The sequence below is a fragment of the Shewanella youngdeokensis genome, assembly GCF_033180165.1.
In the GTDB taxonomy this organism is placed as follows: Bacteria; Pseudomonadota; Gammaproteobacteria; order Enterobacterales; family Shewanellaceae; genus Shewanella; species Shewanella youngdeokensis.
Map to the genome: position 1 here is coordinate 2,046,831 of NZ_CP136522.1, position 16,573 is coordinate 2,063,403.

Consider the following 16,573-nt stretch of genomic DNA (forward strand, 5'->3'; position numbering starts at 1 on the left):
ATGGAACGCTGTCTAAATTTAAGCACTAAATTTTGCCCCTACCTGGCTAAATAACTGTTTTAGATGATTTATCGCATGAAAAAACTGATAATATTTCTGTCTTAATCACGTTTTAACGTCGTTTTAGTGTATGATTTAAAGATATAAATTTTACTCGTTAATCAAATGTCGATGACCGTATAAAACGATTTTAATCTAAACGTTATAGCAATCTTACCGGTTTTCAATAAATTCATATAAACGCTATAGCTTGAAGTTATAGGTCGTAATTACCGATTTTTTGGGCTGCACTGAGCTAGATGTATTTTGCTGTGCTAACTTTAAGAATCTAAAAATTAAAGTGAGGAATAGTTAGTGAAGCACCCTGTTGAAAAGATGCTAGATGAGCATCAGGAACTTACCCACTCGGAAGATGTAAAAGTACAGTCGCATACTCAAAGAGAAAAAGATGAGTGGGTGCTACATACCGTCATGATTGAGAATTGCGATACGCCATTCAAATTTAAAAGGCGAAAAAAATATAAAAGTTTAATCGGTGCCAACGTAAATATGACTTACTATGCCACCACTGAAGGTATTGCTGGGTTTGAAATGGACATTTTCAAAGTAGTACGCATTAAACGTAGCTAGTTCGTGCCAAGCGCCAGTATTAATAAAGACACCTGGCTTTTTCGCAATGAGTAATTTGTTTATCTATTTTCAATGAACATTTTAGCGTTCAAGCCCGTGTCTGCCGCATTGTAGTTTCTTACGGCTGCATTTATTCAACAATCTACTTACCCTTTTACTGATTACTTTTCGCCATACTAATTCTTCAAACATTTGTACAACGGGATCTAAGTTCTGTGCATTCATGCCTGTTGTTCAGAGATTTTCTATGTACTTGGCTAAAGTTGAACCTGATGGCAGCAAATTTGATGGCAATATTATTATATGCCAGCTAATAGTGGAGTAATCAATACTGTGAGCTTTGCTAGCAGTTAAGAATATAATATACAGCTGTAACACATGCTTAAGGGCAGGGCTATATTGATGTGATGCCCATCAAGCTGGAAATGTAAATTGAGATTCTATTTATTGTATAATACGAAAATCAGGTATAAAAAAACCAGCTAAGCGCTGGTTTTTAATGTATTTTACAACTTGAATATTATTTTGCTGACATTAACGCTACAGCGTTGTCTAGCATGCGGTTACTGAAACCCCATTCATTATCGTACCATGCCATTACTTTCACTAAACGTCCGTTAACACGGGTTTGTGTTGCATCAAAATTTGATGAGTATGGGTTATGATTAAAGTCGATAGAAACTAGTGGTTCATGGTTAACTGCTAGCACTTCACTTAGTGGAGCGATAGACGCAGCTTTTTCAATGATTGCGTTAACTTCTTCAACCGTAGTATCACGAGCTGCAACAAATGATAGATCAACAAGTGACACGTTTACGGTAGGTACGCGTACCGCAAGACCATCAAATTTACCTTCGAGCTCTGGTACTACAAGACCTACAGCAGCAGCTGCGCCAGTACGAGTAGGGATCATTGAAACGCCAGCTGCGCGAGCACGACGTACGTCGGTGTGATACACATCAGACAAACGTTGATCGTTGGTATAAGCATGAATCGTTGTCATAAGACCTGATTCAATACCTATTTCATCGTTTAACGGTTTTGCAAATGGCGCTAAGCAGTTAGTGGTACAAGATGCATTTGAAATCACAGTCATGTCACTGGTAATTACGTCATTGTTTACACCATAAACAACGGTAGCATCTACATTTTTACCTGGTGCAGAAATAATGACTTTCTTAGCACCGGCAGTTAGGTGCGGCTGTGTTGTCTCTTTAGATGTGAAAATACCGGTACATTCAAAAACAACATCAATATCTAACTCTTTCCAAGGAAGTTTTGATGGGTCACGCTCTTGGAAGGTAAGGATTTTGTCTTCGTTGACAAAAATAGCATCATCGGCGTGTTCAACTTTAGCGTTAAAACGGCCATGGACAGAATCGTATTTGGTTAAATGCGCATTAATTGAAGCATCACCAAGATCGTTTACAGCAACAATCTTGATTGGGTAATTCTTTTCGCTTTCATATAAAGCACGTAAAACATTACGACCGATACGGCCATAGCCGTTAATTGCAACTCGGATAGTCATCTCATATCCCTCAGGTAAAATAATAAATAGATATTAGTTGTAAAATTACCAAATTGACAGCTATCGTCAAGCTAAATCGGCGTGCATTGCTTGATATAGCGCATAATGATGGTAATTTTATTACATTTCTCGCGTATTAAGACAAATATTGCATCAATACAAAAAAAGGGCTTATCTTGTTGCAGCGTGGTGGCATCTTGCCATTAGTTTTTACGTTGTTTTAAGTCTTGCTCTAAAACGATTCTCAGCTGACTTTCAAGGTACTTTCCTGATCGTAGCTCATCTGCCAGTACTTTTGCTTTTTTATCTAACTTTTGCTGTTGCGCTTTATCGCCTTTGAGTAATGCTAGCATTTGATTTTCTGCAAATTTTGCCTGGGTCATGATGATATTTGTTTTAGATAGTAAATAATTCATCTCTGGCCGATCTTCATAGGCGTAGAGCTTAGCCAATGCGAGCAACCAATCTGGATCAAAGGTGGTTGTATTACTCTCTGCAAACGCTTCTGCAAATAACCGTTTTGATTTTAAAGAGTTACTCTTTAAAAAGTGGATTGCAATTTGGGCTTTTATCCTCACATCATCAACTTGACCATTTCTTTCTGCTGCAAACAAAACCATTGCTGACTGATGATCGTTAAACCGTGACCAATGATAGTAAGCTAAATGTGGATCGAGGCTATTTTTGGTGTTTTCTTGTAATTGCGTTAACGATTGTGAGCTTAAACCATAAGCCCGAGCGCGGTCATTGGAGCGTTCTGTGTGGATAATGTGCTTAACCCCAGCAGCCAACTCGATGCATTTGTTATAACCTTCAAGCTGCAGCAGAAGCTCAAACAATTGTTTTCCGCTCGGTTTTATACTGTGTGTTATTTGCTCTCGGCTACGAATTAAGTCATCTTTTTCAAATATACACCAACTATCTTCATGTAAATCTGCACAAATTTCAGGATTATTGTTACATATTTCCTTGGTATTTGAGCTCGGTTTGCAGCCAAAAAGGCCTAAAAGAGCAGTAATTATAGTAAATGATGTAATCATTACAATTTTTATGTTCAAACCTGGTTCCTTGCAGATGTTTTTCTAATAAAATTACATTGTTAGGTGACACAACTTGACTAGCCTGAACGGTGACTTTTCATTACAATGACGCCGACCAAACGGGGAAAGACATCCTACATAACCTAGATTATTGGTCTTTTCTTTTTTCTACTCAATCATTTCTGGAACAAAACCAGAAAAGTGAGATAAAGGATCTGTTAATGAGCGCTGATAAACACCTACAAAGCTGGCAAGAACGTTTCGAAATGGCTGAGGCTATGCAGCCTCTACTTGGTAAGTTATATCGTAACCAAGGTGTAGAAGTTGTCGTCTACGGTAAACCCTTACTAAATGCTTCTACAATCGATATCATTAAATCACACCGTCTTGTTCGTCACCATGTCGGTGACAAATTAAGATTACGTGAAAGTTTCCCATTTATCGAAGCTTTAAGTAAGTTAGCGGTAAAACAATGTAAAGTAGATATCGGTAAATTAGCCGTTAACTACTGGCGTGAACATAAAGATGCTAGTCAAATCGAAGCTTACATGAGCCATGAGCTAGGATCTGCGATTAGCCATGAAGATTCAGAAGAAGCAAGAGATGTAGTTCTTTATGGTTTTGGCCGTATTGGTCGTCTCTTAGCACGCCTATTGATAGAAAGAACAGGCGTAAGCAATAAGCTTAGACTACGTGCAATTGTACTACGTGGTGGCCGTAAAGGCGATCTTGAAAAACGTGCAAGCTTACTGCGCCGCGACTCGGTACATGGTCCATTTAATGGCTCTGTTGAAGTCGACGAAGAAAACAACGCGATCATTGCTAACGGTACATATATTCAAGTTATCTACGCTAACTCTCCTGATGAAGTTGATTACACAAAGCATGGGATCTCAAATGCCCTTGTCGTAGATAATACCGGGATCTGGAAAGATGAAGCAGGTCTTGGCTTGCACCTTAAGTCAAAAGGAGCGAGCAAAGTGTTGCTAACGGCTCCAGCAAAAGGCGCGATTAAAAATATTGTTTATGGTGTTAATGATTCTGACATCCTTGATGAAGACATGATTGTATCAGCCGCAAGCTGTACTACTAACGCAATTACTCCAGTACTTAAAGCTGTCAATGATAAGTATGGGATTGTTAATGGTCATGTAGAGACAATTCATTCTTATACCAATGATCAAAACTTAATTGATAACTACCATTCAGCTGACCGTCGTGGCCGTAGCGCACCATTAAACATGGTTATTACTGAAACTGGCGCAGCTAAAGCCGTTTCTAAAGCGCTGCCAGTGCTAGAAGGTAAGCTGACAGGTAACGCTATTCGTGTGCCCACGCCAAACGTATCAATGGCGATTATTAGTTTGAACCTTGATGGTCAAACAAATAAAGCAGATATGAATGCGTACCTTAAAGGTATGTCGTTGCGCTCTGATCTCCAAAACCAAATTGACTTCACCGATTCAACCGAAATTGTTTCAAGTGACTTAGTCGGTTCTCGTTTCGCTGGTGTTGTTGATTCACAAGCAACCATTGCAGATGGTAACCGCACAATTTTATATGTTTGGTATGACAACGAATTTGGTTATAGCTGTCAGGTTGTTGGTGTAATGCAAAAGATGTTGGGTCTTAATTACCAATCTTTACCACTGAGCTAATTTCGCAGTGTAAAAACATGCGTTGAAAAATGCCTCTATTAACGTAGAGGCATTTTTTTTGTTTTTTAATCGCAAATTTATAAGGTAATTACATAAATCTAGTCTCAAAAATTTTGCACTGCATAAAGATAAACCGTATTTAGAGGCTGTGCATATACACGGAGCAAACAGAAACCCTAATTTTTTGTTCTATATTTCTGGCTTAACAACCTTTAACCTATATGGGCTGCACAAGTATCGATCAAAAAGAACAAAAAACGTTACCTTTGATGAATTTAGCACCAAACAGTCATGAAAATGTTTTTAGACGATTGACTCTGTAGGTCAAATCGGTAGAATGCCATCCCGTAGTCAAGGGGAAGCGAACTAAGCAAGAACTAAGCTGAAATTGATTACGGTTTTAAATTGAAAAGCGACATTAGCTCAGTTGGTAGAGCGATACCTTGCCAAGGTATAGGTCATCGGTTCGAACCCGATATGTCGCTCCAATTTAACAATATGGCGCGATGGCAGAATGGCTATGCTGCGGATTGCAAATCCGTCGATCTCGGTTCGACTCCGGGTCGCGCCTCCATATTTAAGAGTTTGATGAGTAGTTAAGTAATTAGCTGCAGTGTTCCTACCGATAACACGTATCATCAAAGTCAAAGAGTTTGCCCGAGTGGTGGAATCGGTAGACACAAGGGATTTAAAATCCCTCGCTTAATAGGCGTGCCGGTTCAAGTCCGGCCTCGGGTACCACAATTTTATTGCCTTGTTTAATCGAGGTTAATTGTGAAGTTAGACAGATGTTTATCAAATATACCGAAATAAACATTTGAGTAAAAGTTTTGCCCGTGTGGTGGAATCGGTAGACACAAGGGATTTAAAATCCCTCGCTTAATAGGCGTGCCAGTTCAAGTCTGGCCACGGGTACCATACAACAAAGCCTCGACATTAGTCGGGGCTTTTTTGTATCTCTAGCCTCAATGTTTCACTTCAGGTTCTTCAATATTTTTACTGTCTTATATTAAGCTAAGTAAATTGAACATTATTGCTAATTATCCCTATTGCCAAAATTTGAATGGCGTTGTTCGATGCGTTGTTGTTCGATGGGGTAAGTGGGCAGAAGTTTGATTGAGAGCCGCTAAGCTTAGCGCCTTTTTAAATATCCATTACATGCATTGTTAGACCAGAGGCTTCTTCACTCACTCTAATGAGCTAGTTTAAAAAGGGTGCAAATGTATCTGCAAGGGACGAATGACCGATCTGGGGTCGTTAAAATTTGGCGATGAAAAAGCCCTAATAATTAGGGCTTCTATTGAACTTTGATTGAAACACTACTGCTCAGGTGCAGTGTTAATGGCTAGCACTAAATACATTTAGCAGGTTTAGGCAGCCCTGCAATTTTGGTGGCTTGTTTCGCAGGCCCTATAGGAAACAAAGTATAAAGGTATTTTGAATTTCCTTTTTCAGCCCCTAACTTTTGCCCTATGGCTTTAACCAATACTCGAATAGCCGGACTCGTCTTAAACTCTAAGTAAAACTCTCGTACAAAGTTGACGACTTCCCAATGCGCATCCGTCAGCTCAATTTGTTCTGCAGTTGCAATGACAACAGCGAGCTCTGGACTCCAGTCATTAACTGACTTTAAATAGCCTTGGTGATCGGTTGCTATCTCTTGTCCGTTTAGTTCTATCATTTCTACCAACTAATTACTTTATTATGGGTCAACGAAGCGTTGACAAATTCATTAAACTCAATTTGCTTGTACACATTAAGTCGTGATTTTAATCCGCGGGCTATAACATCATCGCTCAGAACCATGACGTTATAAGGGGCGAGTAAATTTTGCCACTCAAGGGTTAACAGGCAATTTACCGCGTTTCCTGACAATAAAATACTGTCACTAGGGGCAATATAGCGCAGGCATGTTTTAAGCGCTGAGCTCTGCATAGGCGAAGACTGAATATGGTGTAATATCATTAGAATACCAAGACCTCATCAACAAGGCTGAGGTGATGAGTGATTTTAGCTGCTGAGCAAACTTCGACGTCAATTTTAAAGTCACTTGCTTGTATTGCCAATGTTTGCATTGATTGTTGGCACACTAAAATGGTGTCAACATCGTACATGGGTAAGGCACCGAAGGTTGCAATATAATCTTTTGCACCAATGAGCTCCGGTTCTTGGTTGTCCAATAAATTAAGAATCCCTTCGTCGGTAAATATAAGGCTTACTTCTTGCTCGAAACTTGCACTGAGTAGGGCTAAATCAAGCGCTTCACGGCCTTGTGCATTGCCATGCGGGGCTTGACGAAAAATAATACAAAGTTGTTTCAACACTAACTCCTAAAAACTCACGAGACGATCAGCGGTTTCAATACCGGTAACAAGCTCACCCAGCCCACCCATTGTGAATGGCGGTTCCATATTCCAATGGCTCAATTGGTTTTCGTTAGCATCATTTTGAGACAATACCCCACGTCGTAATGCTGCTGAAACACAATTAACCAATGCGATGTTATAGGTTTCGCTAAGTGACACCCAAGCCTGTTGCAAATCGAATTCGTCGCTTGCTGGGCTGTTAAGGTGGTTAGTATTGAGCACTCCGTCTTGATAGAAAAAAACTTTATCAACAACGTGGCCACTTTGTAAGGCAGATAGTGCAAAACGATAGGCATTATAACTCGCTGAACTGCCATAAGCAGGGGAGTTAACCTGAATGATAAATTTACTCATGATAAAAAAAATGGCCCTTAAGTAGGACCATTTTAACTCAATTAAAATTAATTGGTATTAGTCATCACTGCCCATACCCATTAAATGCAGTAGCGCAACGAAAAGGTTCAAGAAATCAAGGTATAAAGCAATGGTAGCGCGAATGTAGTTAGTCTCGCCGCCATTAACGATGTTACTTGTATCGTAAAGAATAAAACCTGTCATAAGTAATGCAATACCGGCATTGAGCGCCATAAACACCATGCTGTTACCCAAGAAAAGGTTAACCAATAAGCCAACCACCATAATGACAAGGCCTGCCATTAAGAAACCACGCATGAATGAAAAATCTTTTTTGGTGGTAACCGCGTAACCTGACAAAGTGATAAAGATGACAGAAGTTAGCCCTAAAGCTTGCATAATAAGCTGTGGGCCATTCGCCATACCCGCGTAATGGTTAAGTATGTAACCAAGCGATGCGCCTTGCATGCCGGTAAAAGCAAAAATCCAGAATATACCCGCACTTGAATCTGCTTTTTTTAATGTGACAAATAACAGGACTAAACTACCGATTGATAAACCAATAGACATAAAAGGACCAATTGCAAAAATCATTGCAAGGCCAGCGGTTAAAGCAGAAAACGCAAGCGTCATCGACAGTAGCATGTAGGTGTTTTTCAACAGTTTATTTACTTGTGCTGTACTGCCACTGCTGTAGTGGGTGGTTTGTGTCATATCTTTCATTTATATCTCCGAAGGAAAATGCTCAAGCTTTATATTTGAATCTTATTTGTTCAGGAAGTTCCTGAAAACGGCAATAAACTTCAGACGCTTGTATAAGTTATTGAATCATACCCTAGCTTTACAGTCGGATAAAGCTAGAGGTTGGTATATATGTGTCATACAGGCTGAGACAAACACTCAAACTGCGTATTTTAGTCTAACCAATCTGTTTGTAGCTTTGTACTATCACCCAAATAATCAAGTACCCAGGTCATCGCAGGGGACTTATTTGCGGCATTCCATGCTAAACAACAAGGACTTTTCTTTTTAGGTCTTTCTAATTGTTTTTCAATCAATACCCCGGTTTTTATAAACGGTAATGCAAAATGAGCGGGCATGTAGCCAATGCCAAGTCCTTCTCTGAAACAGTTGATGGCACGGATCCAATCGGGCACCACTAAGCGTCTTTGGTTGTCTAATAACCAAGTCATGCGTTTAGGGATCTCCCGTGAGGTATCTTCTAAACAAATGGAGGGAAAGACTCTAACTTCTTCATCACTTAGCAATCTATCAACAGTCGCTAACGGATGACTCTTGCCAACAACGAAACACCATTCAATTTCACCCATGTCTTTAAAGTGGTAATCGCCCCCGACAGGGATGGCGGTGGTTGCTCCTATTGCAATATCACTGCGACCCGTAGCGATTGATTCCCAAACACCATTGAATACTTCAATTCGAATGATAAGTTCAACATTGTCAAAGGTACGATAAAAATCAGCAATTAAGTTACTAATTTTGTCAGCCCGGACAATGTTATCTAAAGCGATAGAAAGAGTAGGTTGCCACCCATTTGCCACCCGTATGGTGTCGGTACGCATGGTTTCCATTTCGGTGAGCAACGTGCGCGATTGTTTTACAAAGTGTTCGCCTGCTGGCGTTAAGCTAACACTGCGATGATGGCGCTCAAACAGTACCACCCCAAGTTCATCTTCAATTTGCTTAACCGCGTAACTTACTGCTGAAGGTACTTTATGGAGTTTTTTGGCGGCGGCGGTAAAACTCCCGACACGAGCAACCATATCAATTAACTGCATTGATTGTTCTGAAAGCATGGTTCACATCCTGCTGTGATATTTTTTGATGGCTGAAGAGAAAAATAAACGTTTCACAGATATTTAGCAAGCGTTTACACTCCGCAACCCATTTTTAAAGCAAACATCTATCTTACTTATGAAAACCTTAACGAATGCCAAGTACTATCTGTTTTTGTCCTACCTTGCACTATTAAGTATGCTGGGCTTTATTGCCACGGATATGTATTTACCTGCATTCAAAGCAATTGAAGACACTATGATGACTTCACCTGCGCAAGTGGCAATGTCACTCACATTTTTTTTAGCGGGTCTTGCAATAGGGCAGTTAATTTATGGCCCGTTAGTGGAACGTTTTGGCAAACGAAACTCGCTTATCTTTGGAATGGTAGTTTTCACATTAGCCAGCTTAGTTATTGCATATAGTGAATCAATATGGGTGTTTAATAGTGCTCGTTTTATGCAAGCGATTGGTGCATGTGCAGCGGGTGTGATTTGGCAGGCGATTGTGATTGAAAAATACGATGCTATTAAAGCACAAAGTGTATTCGCCAACATTATGCCTTTAGTGGCACTGTCGCCCGCTGTGGCGCCGATTGTTGGGGCATTTATTCTGGAGCTTTTTGGGTGGCAAAGCATTTTTGTTACCCTAGTTGCACTCGCGATAGCAATGATAGTGATGACGGTGTGCTTTGTGCCCGCTGAAACTCGCTCAGTTACAGAGTCAAAAACTAACATCAATTATTTATCGATTTTGAAGAACAGTACCTATTTAGGGAATGTTGTTATTTTTGGTGCTTGTTCAGGGGCTTTTTTCTCGTACCTCACCGTTTGGCCAATGGTAATGGAGCAACACGGGTTTGACGCAAAAGCGATTGGTCTGAGCTTTATACCGCAAACCGTTATGTTTATTGTAGGCGGCTACGCCAGCAAGTTATTAACCCGTAAGGTCGGTACAGAAAAAGCGTTACAACTGCTATTAGCCATGCTTACGCTATGTGCTAGCACCATTGTAACGGTAACCATACTCATTACTGGATTACCGATCTATCCATTATTAGCTGCATTCTCGGTACTAGCGGCCTGTAATGGCGCAATCTATCCGATCGTGGTCAATGGTGCATTACAACAGTTTCCTCAAAATTCAGCCAAAGCCGCTGGTTTGCAAAACTTCTTGCAAATAGGTCTCTCATTTTTGGCATCGAGCTCAGTGGCGGTGTGGGCCAGTACTGGTGAGTTAGCCATAGGATGTGGGATCTTGGTGTGTACGATAATTGTTTTTGTTGGTTTTAAACTCCGTAACCTCAAAAGCCAAAACCCTAAATAAAGTAAGCTTGGGCGTACTTTTATGGCAAAAAGTAAACGGTTAACGCTAAAAAACACACAAGGTGGAGCCAAATTAATCAGTTGGATGTGAAACATAACATTATCGCTTTACAAGATTAATTTGGCGCTATATTATTCGCGTCGTTCGGAGAGATGGCAGAGTGGTCGAATGCACCGGTCTTGAAAACCGGCATGGGTTTGTAGCCCATCTAGGGTTCAAATCCCTATCTCTCCGCCATATTAGAAAAGCCCGCTATTTATAGCGGGCTTTTTGCCGTTTGTAGTTTGTAGTTTGTAGTTTAGAAAGTTTATTCGAACTCAAGTGTTTCTTCTGTTCAATGTTTGCTACTAAGGTTTTTTAGATGAAGATATCGCCACATTGGAGCATTTGAGTTTTTAAATCAACATTGGACTATGTTGTTAGCTCAAAGGGTTTGCAGTTGTGCGCGCATCATAAAAATGGATAAAATTGGAGTTTCATGAATGATAATAAGGCAATAGCTTGATTATTTATTTGTGCACGAATTTGAAAATAAGGTTTGTTAACAATAACACCCATCATCATGGTCAATATTTAAGGTTATGTAGGGAAACAGAAAAGCATGGTTCTTTTAAGCGCAGTGTTTTCTTTGCTGATTAGGAACGGATAGGGACGATATTAACAAACTCATTTTTGCTCATTAAGAGTTAGGATTAGATTTCTTTAGCTCTGGATTCATAGCCTTTGACATAGCAAAACTAATTAAATTATGAATGACAAACCAACACCAATTTAACCAAGACTTATCAAGCAAACTTAGCCTGAGGTTTTAACTCCTGGCATTAATAAAGAGAGATGGGTTGTTGATGGTTTTAAGCTGCTCAAAAAGCGGTTTAGCTTGCTATCATGGAAGCATCAAAGAAATGGCGATGCCAATGTGGAGCAGGGAGACGGCCTTGAATCGTTTTATGATAGCGTTCGAAGACCGTCTTCAAGCTTATGTTTAAATACCGCAGTCACACAGCACCATTTGCAGGATCTAATTAAGGTTTAAATTCTAAATTCTTTAACTAATACCGATAGGCGTTGCGCCATGCCTAGTAAATTTTTACTTTCTAAAGAACTTGTTTGTGACCCTTGAGCAGTTTCTTCTGCCGCATGATTAATATTAACAATGTTAACGTTAATCTCTTCTGATACCGCGGTTTGTTCTTCTGCGGCGGTCGCAATTTGCGTGTTCATGTCAGTAATGGTTGCTATCGCTTTGACAATATTTTGCAATGCATCACCAGCGCTGCGAGCGTGGTTGACACTATCATCAACATATTGGCGGCTATCTGTCATAGCATTTGCTGCGAGCTTGGCACCACTTTGTAGCTTTTCAATCATGGTTTGAATTTCTTCTACTGATGACTGTGTCCGGCTCGCTAGAGTTCTTACCTCATCAGCTACTACCGCAAAACCTCGGCCTTGCTCGCCAGCTCTGGCAGCCTCAATTGCTGCATTTAGTGCTAACAAATTGGTTTGCTCTGCAATCCCTTTAATGACATCTAAAATGGATCCAATTTGGTGACTATCATTTTCAAGATCTTTTACGACGGCAGAAGCGTGCTCTATTCCAGTCGCCAAGCTATCAATGACTTCGATAGTATTATTCACAACGGCTAAACCAGTCTGGGTTTGCTCGTCTGTCTGCACAGCGGCATCTGCAGCATCATTGGCATTTCTAGCCACTTCAACCACTGTTGTGGTCATTTCATTCATTGCAGTTGCAACCATTTCTAACTCATTATGCTGTGTTTGCATTAAGTTAGCCGCTTTTGCTGTGACTAAGGTGATCCCTTCAGACGACTGGGTTAATAATGAAGATGTATCAGCCACGCCTTGTAGGTTAGTTTGAAATTTACCTAACATTAAATTAAAAGAGTGCGCCAATTCACCAAATTCATCTTTAGAGGTAATGTTTATCCGGCTTGTTAGATCTGAGCTAGCCTCAATGGCGGTAATCGATTTCCGCATGGTTTCGACTGATTGAATAATCGAACGTGAAACCAGAAAGATTAACAGGCCTGTAATACTAAAACCGACCAGTATGATGCAAATTAGTTGCAGGCGCATATTCGCCATTGATGTAAAGGCTGTACTGTGCACTTGTTGCTTTTTGTTTTCTACTGCTTCAGATAAGGATTTAAATGTAACTCTGGCTTCGTTTGCAAATGGGCTTGCTCCGACGTGATAAGCTTGCCAAGCCGCTTGTAATACTTCAGGTGAGCGGTTAACTGATTTTAGAGCTTGCATGCGTGCTCGACCGTCCTCTAAAAAAGCCGAAGTTGCTTGCTTTGAGTTACTTGCTAATTGCTTCAATTTTTGTTTATCAGATGAATCACTGATTTTATTTAACGCAGTATCTAAATCATCAAAATGGTTGTAGATATCTTGGATGCGGGTTTCTAGAAGATTAAAATTTTTGTCAAAATTATCACCGAGCATAATACTGCGAGAGAGGCGCGATACATAATTCATATCACGATTAATCGACAGCAAATACTCTTGGCCATTTACCGCAGCTTGATCGTATTCATTAAAACGCTGTTCAACTTCAGTCGTGTTAATCACCACATCAGTTAAAATAATGGCTCCTGCTATACCAAAAACTACTATTAGCCCTAACAATTTTCGTTTGATACTTATAGAACCGAATAGACCCATTTTGACTCCTAACATATTTATTGGAACAGCTACAATCGTTGGAGATTAGTTCATTTGTATGCGTGAAAATGTATTGTCTATCCAGTTATTTTAAATAACGATTAGCTAATGTTTAAAAGTATGATCTTGATAAAATTAATATCATAAATATTTCGCGTAGTTGTTTTATGAGCGGGTATCTGACATGTATCAAGAAAAGAGATTGTAATTAGCAAGTTTTAGTGAAGCCAGTTATACCAGAGGTCAATAGGTATAAAATGCTTTGCTGCTAGTTATTAATGTAAATTGCCAATATTGTTAGTACTATGGAATGAAGCAGTTCAAACTATTATCTGATAGCGGCATAGTAGTTATTTGAGTACATTTTTAAGTTTTTTAATAGAGATTTAACTCAAGTTACAGCTATTAACTTTATTGTAGCTAAGCAAAATGTTGGTTCTATATAATTAGCTGCGGGTTATTTAGCGAGGTATTGTTTATGCAAGAGATTGCTAGTAATATTTGGGTTTTTGAAGGTGAATATGTTCCATTTTTACGCTTTCCATTTACTACTAGGATGACGGTTATTCGTCTTTCAAGCGGTGACTTATGGGTACACAGCCCTATAAAAATAACTTCCACACTACAAAAACAAATTGATCAACTTGGTTTGGTTAAATACCTCATAGCGCCAAATCAGTTGCATCACTTATTTATGTCTGAATGGCAGTTAGCATACCCAAATGCCATTAGTTATGGTACTGATGGCGTGATTAAAAAGAGAACAGATCTTAAATTTGAGTACTCTTTTAATCAGCCTCGTCACAGTGTGTGGTCTGCTGACGTTGAAGAACTGCTATTTACTGGATCTGCATTAATGCAAGAGTGTGTATTTTTTCACAAGCACTCTGGTGTATTGATTGTTACTGATTTAATTGAAAATTTTACCGGAGATGATTTTAATTGTTGCCAGCGGCTGGTTGCAAAAGGGGTAGGAATATTAGCACCAAACGGGAAAATGCCATTAGATTGGCGGTTAAGCTTCATATTCAACCTTGGTGAAGCCCGTAGGCACTTATCAGTTATTTTAAGTTGGCAGCCAAAGATTATTGTGATGTCTCACGGGCAGATCATTGAACAAGATGCTGAGTCGTTTCTTAAACGGTCGTTCAGTTGGTTACTTTAGCTGAGCATTGTTTATTTAATTGATAGTTTTCTGCTGACCTACTTTATTTACTTCAATATTGAGATAAACAGCGCCTGCATTTAAAGAAAATAGCGCTACATTGTGCATGAGTTCGAGGAGTTTGTTTAAATCTCTTGTATTAACTCAAGTACTTGCTCTTAAATTGTATTAGCCACTTTGTCATCACCTTACTTGTAGCCTGTACCTGCTGCACGAATAAGCATATTAGCATTTTCAATTTGTATGCCTTCATGGTTGCACCACAATACAGATCTGACTCGTCTTTGTTCTACTGGAGCTATAAGTCATTATCGGCCTATTATTAACCCCAAAGTCTACCGACAGCATTCTTTAGTACCAACAACAAATCAATATGGGTTAAATGAGTTGTAAAATATTTAGTTTAACACCTTTGTCAGTCATTCGAATATTTGAGTTATGACTGCTGAAACTACACTTAGAGTTAGCGGCTAAACATTGAAATACAGATAAATACATCATTACATTTTATCTGCATGTTTTGCTTTTGCATCTCAGTTTAATCAAATAGTATCAATGCAAATTCAACATATTGATCATTTCTATGTATAAACTATCTGCGTTGTTTTGTTGCTGCACCTTAATGTCATCTTTTACTGCTTTTGCGGGTGAGACTCCGTTTGCCATCGCTATTCACGGCGGCGCTGGAACGATTCAAAAAAGTAGTTTTACGCCTGAAAAAGAACAGGCTTATCGCTCTAAGCTAAAAGAGGCTGTTGATGCTGGTTATGTCATTTTAGACCAAGGTGGCACCAGTTTGGACGCCGTTACAGCTGCGATCAATGTACTTGAAAATTCTCCTTATTTTAACGCTGGCAAGGGAGCTGTTTACACCCATGATGAACAGCACGAAATGGACGCTTCTATTATGGATGGCCAAACCATGAATGCTGGCGCGGTAGCGGGCGTAAAGCACATTAAAAACCCGATTGATTTAGCGCGCTTGGTGATGAATGAGTCGGTGCATGTCATGTTATATGGTGAGGGAGCAGAAGAGTTTGCGCTCACGCAAGGGGTGCCACTGTTTGCAAATGAAACCTTTAATACTAAATCTCGCTACGATAGTTTATTACGTGCAAAAGCAAAATTAGCCGAAGCTTCAAAGGCAAAGATTGACTACCAAGCTGCCCATAGTCAATTAGAAACCGAGTATAAAGTTGGCACTGTTGGCGCAGTGGCACTGGATAAAAATGGCAATATTAGTGCGGGTACATCAACAGGCGGAATGACTAATAAGCGTTACGGACGAATTGGTGATGCGCCAATCATTGGTGCTGGTACCTATGCTGAAAATGGAGTGTGTGCTATATCAGCAACGGGTCACGGTGAGTATTTCATCCGCTACCAAGTCGCGGGTGACATTTGCGCTAAAGTAAAATATCAGCATGTTTCAATTAACCAGGCGGCAGATGATGTGATTAACAAACGTTTAGTGAATGCTGGTGGTACTGGTGGAGTCATCGCTATTGATGGGGAAGGTAATATCGCAACACCATTTAACACTGATGGAATGTATCGTGCAACTCGTCAACACGGAGAGCAAGCTAAAGTAATGATTTGGCATGATAAGTAGTGTGTTTAAGTGGCTCGCTGCCAGCTAATTGAGCATGAAGTTCGCATTACTTGCGAGCCTTTTATAAAAATGCTGAACATCTATATGGTTTCAATCAAAAATATTTCCCCTTACTAACCCTCAGTTTAATTTTGGCATTATTAAACTGAGGCCACGAATATGACCCGATTAAGGGCGAAAATTCATACAAAACAGCAAGGTTGAGCCAGCTAGAGCTTCAGTTATATTTTGGTTGGGAGCATTCTTTGTTTGTGCCTTACCCGTGCTTTTGTTTTTTCAGCGTGGATGACGAGTGGTTGTTTAATGCAAGAAGGGCTCCGCCATTGTATTGATGACCTCGCTTTGCTGCTATAAATCTGTACATGCTATTTATGATGTTAATGGCATCGTTCTAGAAATTACGTTG

General features: G+C 39.8%; 14 protein-coding genes and 5 tRNA genes. 10 read left to right on the forward strand and 9 right to left on the reverse strand.

Going from position 1 to position 16,573, the window contains the following annotated elements:
* Window positions 1–375: 375 nt before the first annotated feature.
* Window positions 376–630: a hypothetical protein gene (locus RGE70_RS08820; RefSeq protein WP_375087942.1), complete on the forward strand. Its 255-nt coding sequence runs from the start codon at window positions 376–378 to the stop codon at window positions 628–630.
* Between the two features lie 520 nt (window positions 631–1,150).
* Here the strand turns inward: RGE70_RS08820 and gap are convergent.
* Window positions 1,151–2,161 carry a type I glyceraldehyde-3-phosphate dehydrogenase gene (gene gap / locus RGE70_RS08825; RefSeq protein ID WP_310471095.1) on the reverse strand — a complete coding sequence of 337 codons (1,011 nt, stop codon included), beginning with the start codon at window positions 2,159–2,161 and terminating at the stop codon, window positions 1,151–1,153.
* Between the two features lie 203 nt (window positions 2,162–2,364).
* The gene (locus RGE70_RS08830) at window positions 2,365–3,219 is read right to left on the reverse strand and encodes a DUF2989 domain-containing protein (RefSeq protein WP_310471096.1); all 855 of its coding nucleotides are present in this window, start codon (window positions 3,217–3,219) and stop codon (window positions 2,365–2,367) included.
* A gap of 203 nt (window positions 3,220–3,422) precedes the next feature.
* Between RGE70_RS08830 and RGE70_RS08835 the strand changes: the two genes are divergently transcribed.
* From RGE70_RS08835 to RGE70_RS08855, 5 genes are all read left to right on the forward strand, one after another.
* Complete coding sequence (locus RGE70_RS08835; RefSeq protein WP_310471097.1) at window positions 3,423–4,859, forward strand: glyceraldehyde-3-phosphate dehydrogenase; 1,437 nt, start codon at window positions 3,423–3,425, stop codon at window positions 4,857–4,859.
* Between the two features lie 412 nt (window positions 4,860–5,271).
* Window positions 5,272–5,347 (forward strand) — tRNA-Gly (locus RGE70_RS08840).
* Between the two features lie 12 nt (window positions 5,348–5,359).
* Window positions 5,360–5,433: transfer RNA gene (locus RGE70_RS08845), tRNA-Cys, on the forward strand.
* Between the two features lie 81 nt (window positions 5,434–5,514).
* Window positions 5,515–5,600 (forward strand) — tRNA-Leu (locus RGE70_RS08850).
* A gap of 91 nt (window positions 5,601–5,691) precedes the next feature.
* A tRNA-Leu gene (locus tag RGE70_RS08855) sits at window positions 5,692–5,777 on the forward strand.
* Window positions 5,778–6,210: 433 nt separating this feature from the next.
* Here RGE70_RS08855 and RGE70_RS08860 read toward each other — a convergent pair.
* The 6 genes from RGE70_RS08860 to punR all read right to left on the reverse strand — a co-directional run bounded on the left by RGE70_RS08860 (window position 6,211) and on the right by punR (window position 9,396).
* Window positions 6,211–6,540: a TusE/DsrC/DsvC family sulfur relay protein gene (locus RGE70_RS08860; RefSeq protein ID WP_310471098.1), complete on the reverse strand. Its 330-nt coding sequence runs from the start codon at window positions 6,538–6,540 to the stop codon at window positions 6,211–6,213.
* Between the two features lie 2 nt (window positions 6,541–6,542).
* Window positions 6,543–6,824, reverse strand: coding sequence for a sulfurtransferase complex subunit TusB (gene tusB, locus RGE70_RS08865; protein WP_310471099.1), 282 nt, complete (start codon window positions 6,822–6,824; stop codon window positions 6,543–6,545).
* Window positions 6,824–7,180 carry a sulfurtransferase complex subunit TusC gene (gene tusC, locus RGE70_RS08870; protein ID WP_310471101.1) on the reverse strand — a complete coding sequence of 119 codons (357 nt, stop codon included), beginning with the start codon at window positions 7,178–7,180 and terminating at the stop codon, window positions 6,824–6,826. The genes tusB and tusC overlap by 1 nt, the downstream gene beginning before the upstream one ends.
* 9 nt (window positions 7,181–7,189) lie before the next feature.
* Window positions 7,190–7,579, reverse strand: a complete 390-nt coding sequence (gene tusD / locus RGE70_RS08875) for a sulfurtransferase complex subunit TusD (protein ID WP_310471102.1) — start codon at window positions 7,577–7,579, stop codon at window positions 7,190–7,192.
* Between the two features lie 57 nt (window positions 7,580–7,636).
* On the reverse strand, window positions 7,637–8,293 hold the full coding sequence (locus RGE70_RS08880) for a Bax inhibitor-1/YccA family protein (protein WP_310472952.1): 657 nt from the start codon (window positions 8,291–8,293) through the stop codon (window positions 7,637–7,639).
* 200 nt (window positions 8,294–8,493) lie between these two features.
* A complete protein-coding gene (gene punR / locus RGE70_RS08885; protein ID WP_310471103.1) occupies window positions 8,494–9,396 on the reverse strand; it encodes a DNA-binding transcriptional activator PunR in 903 nt (300 codons plus the stop codon).
* Between the two features lie 118 nt (window positions 9,397–9,514).
* On the opposite strand from punR, the gene punC reads away from it, so the two are divergent.
* Together punC and RGE70_RS08895 are read left to right on the forward strand one after the other, a co-directional pair.
* Entirely contained in the window at window positions 9,515–10,702 is a 1,188-nt protein-coding gene (gene punC / locus RGE70_RS08890) for a purine nucleoside transporter PunC (protein WP_310471104.1), read from the forward strand.
* Window positions 10,703–10,848: 146 nt separating this feature from the next.
* Window positions 10,849–10,939, forward strand: a tRNA-Ser gene (locus RGE70_RS08895).
* A gap of 792 nt (window positions 10,940–11,731) precedes the next feature.
* Here the strand turns inward: RGE70_RS08895 and RGE70_RS08900 are convergent.
* Complete coding sequence (locus tag RGE70_RS08900) at window positions 11,732–13,390, reverse strand: methyl-accepting chemotaxis protein (RefSeq protein ID WP_310471105.1); 1,659 nt, start codon at window positions 13,388–13,390, stop codon at window positions 11,732–11,734.
* Window positions 13,391–13,868: 478 nt separating this feature from the next.
* On the opposite strand from RGE70_RS08900, the gene RGE70_RS08905 reads away from it, so the two are divergent.
* The gene (locus tag RGE70_RS08905; protein WP_310471106.1) at window positions 13,869–14,555 is read left to right on the forward strand and encodes a DUF4336 domain-containing protein; all 687 of its coding nucleotides are present in this window, start codon (window positions 13,869–13,871) and stop codon (window positions 14,553–14,555) included.
* Window positions 14,556–15,138: 583 nt separating this feature from the next.
* Entirely contained in the window at window positions 15,139–16,167 is a 1,029-nt protein-coding gene (locus RGE70_RS08910; RefSeq protein ID WP_375087917.1) for an isoaspartyl peptidase/L-asparaginase family protein, read from the forward strand.
* Window positions 16,168–16,573: the final 406 nt, after the last annotated feature.

Coding starts and splice junctions, on each gene's coding strand:
- punR (WP_310471103.1), bottom strand. CDS start 9,396: ATGCTTTCAGAACAATCAATGCAGTTAATTGATATGGTTGCTCGTGTC.
- tusD (WP_310471102.1), bottom strand. CDS start 7,579: ATGAGTAAATTTATCATTCAGGTTAACTCCCCTGCTTATGGCAGTTCA.
- RGE70_RS08880 (WP_310472952.1), bottom strand. CDS start 8,293: ATGACACAAACCACCCACTACAGCAGTGGCAGTACAGCACAAGTAAAT.
- RGE70_RS08835 (WP_310471097.1), top strand. CDS start 3,423: ATGAGCGCTGATAAACACCTACAAAGCTGGCAAGAACGTTTCGAAATG.
- tusB (WP_310471099.1), bottom strand. CDS start 6,824: ATGATATTACACCATATTCAGTCTTCGCCTATGCAGAGCTCAGCGCTT.
- RGE70_RS08910 (WP_375087917.1), top strand. CDS start 15,139: ATGTATAAACTATCTGCGTTGTTTTGTTGCTGCACCTTAATGTCATCT.
- gap (WP_310471095.1), bottom strand. CDS start 2,161: ATGACTATCCGAGTTGCAATTAACGGCTATGGCCGTATCGGTCGTAAT.
- RGE70_RS08905 (WP_310471106.1), top strand. CDS start 13,869: ATGCAAGAGATTGCTAGTAATATTTGGGTTTTTGAAGGTGAATATGTT.
- RGE70_RS08860 (WP_310471098.1), bottom strand. CDS start 6,540: ATGATAGAACTAAACGGACAAGAGATAGCAACCGATCACCAAGGCTAT.
- RGE70_RS08820 (WP_375087942.1), top strand. CDS start 376: ATGCTAGATGAGCATCAGGAACTTACCCACTCGGAAGATGTAAAAGTA.
- RGE70_RS08900 (WP_310471105.1), bottom strand. CDS start 13,390: ATGGGTCTATTCGGTTCTATAAGTATCAAACGAAAATTGTTAGGGCTA.
- punC (WP_310471104.1), top strand. CDS start 9,515: ATGAAAACCTTAACGAATGCCAAGTACTATCTGTTTTTGTCCTACCTT.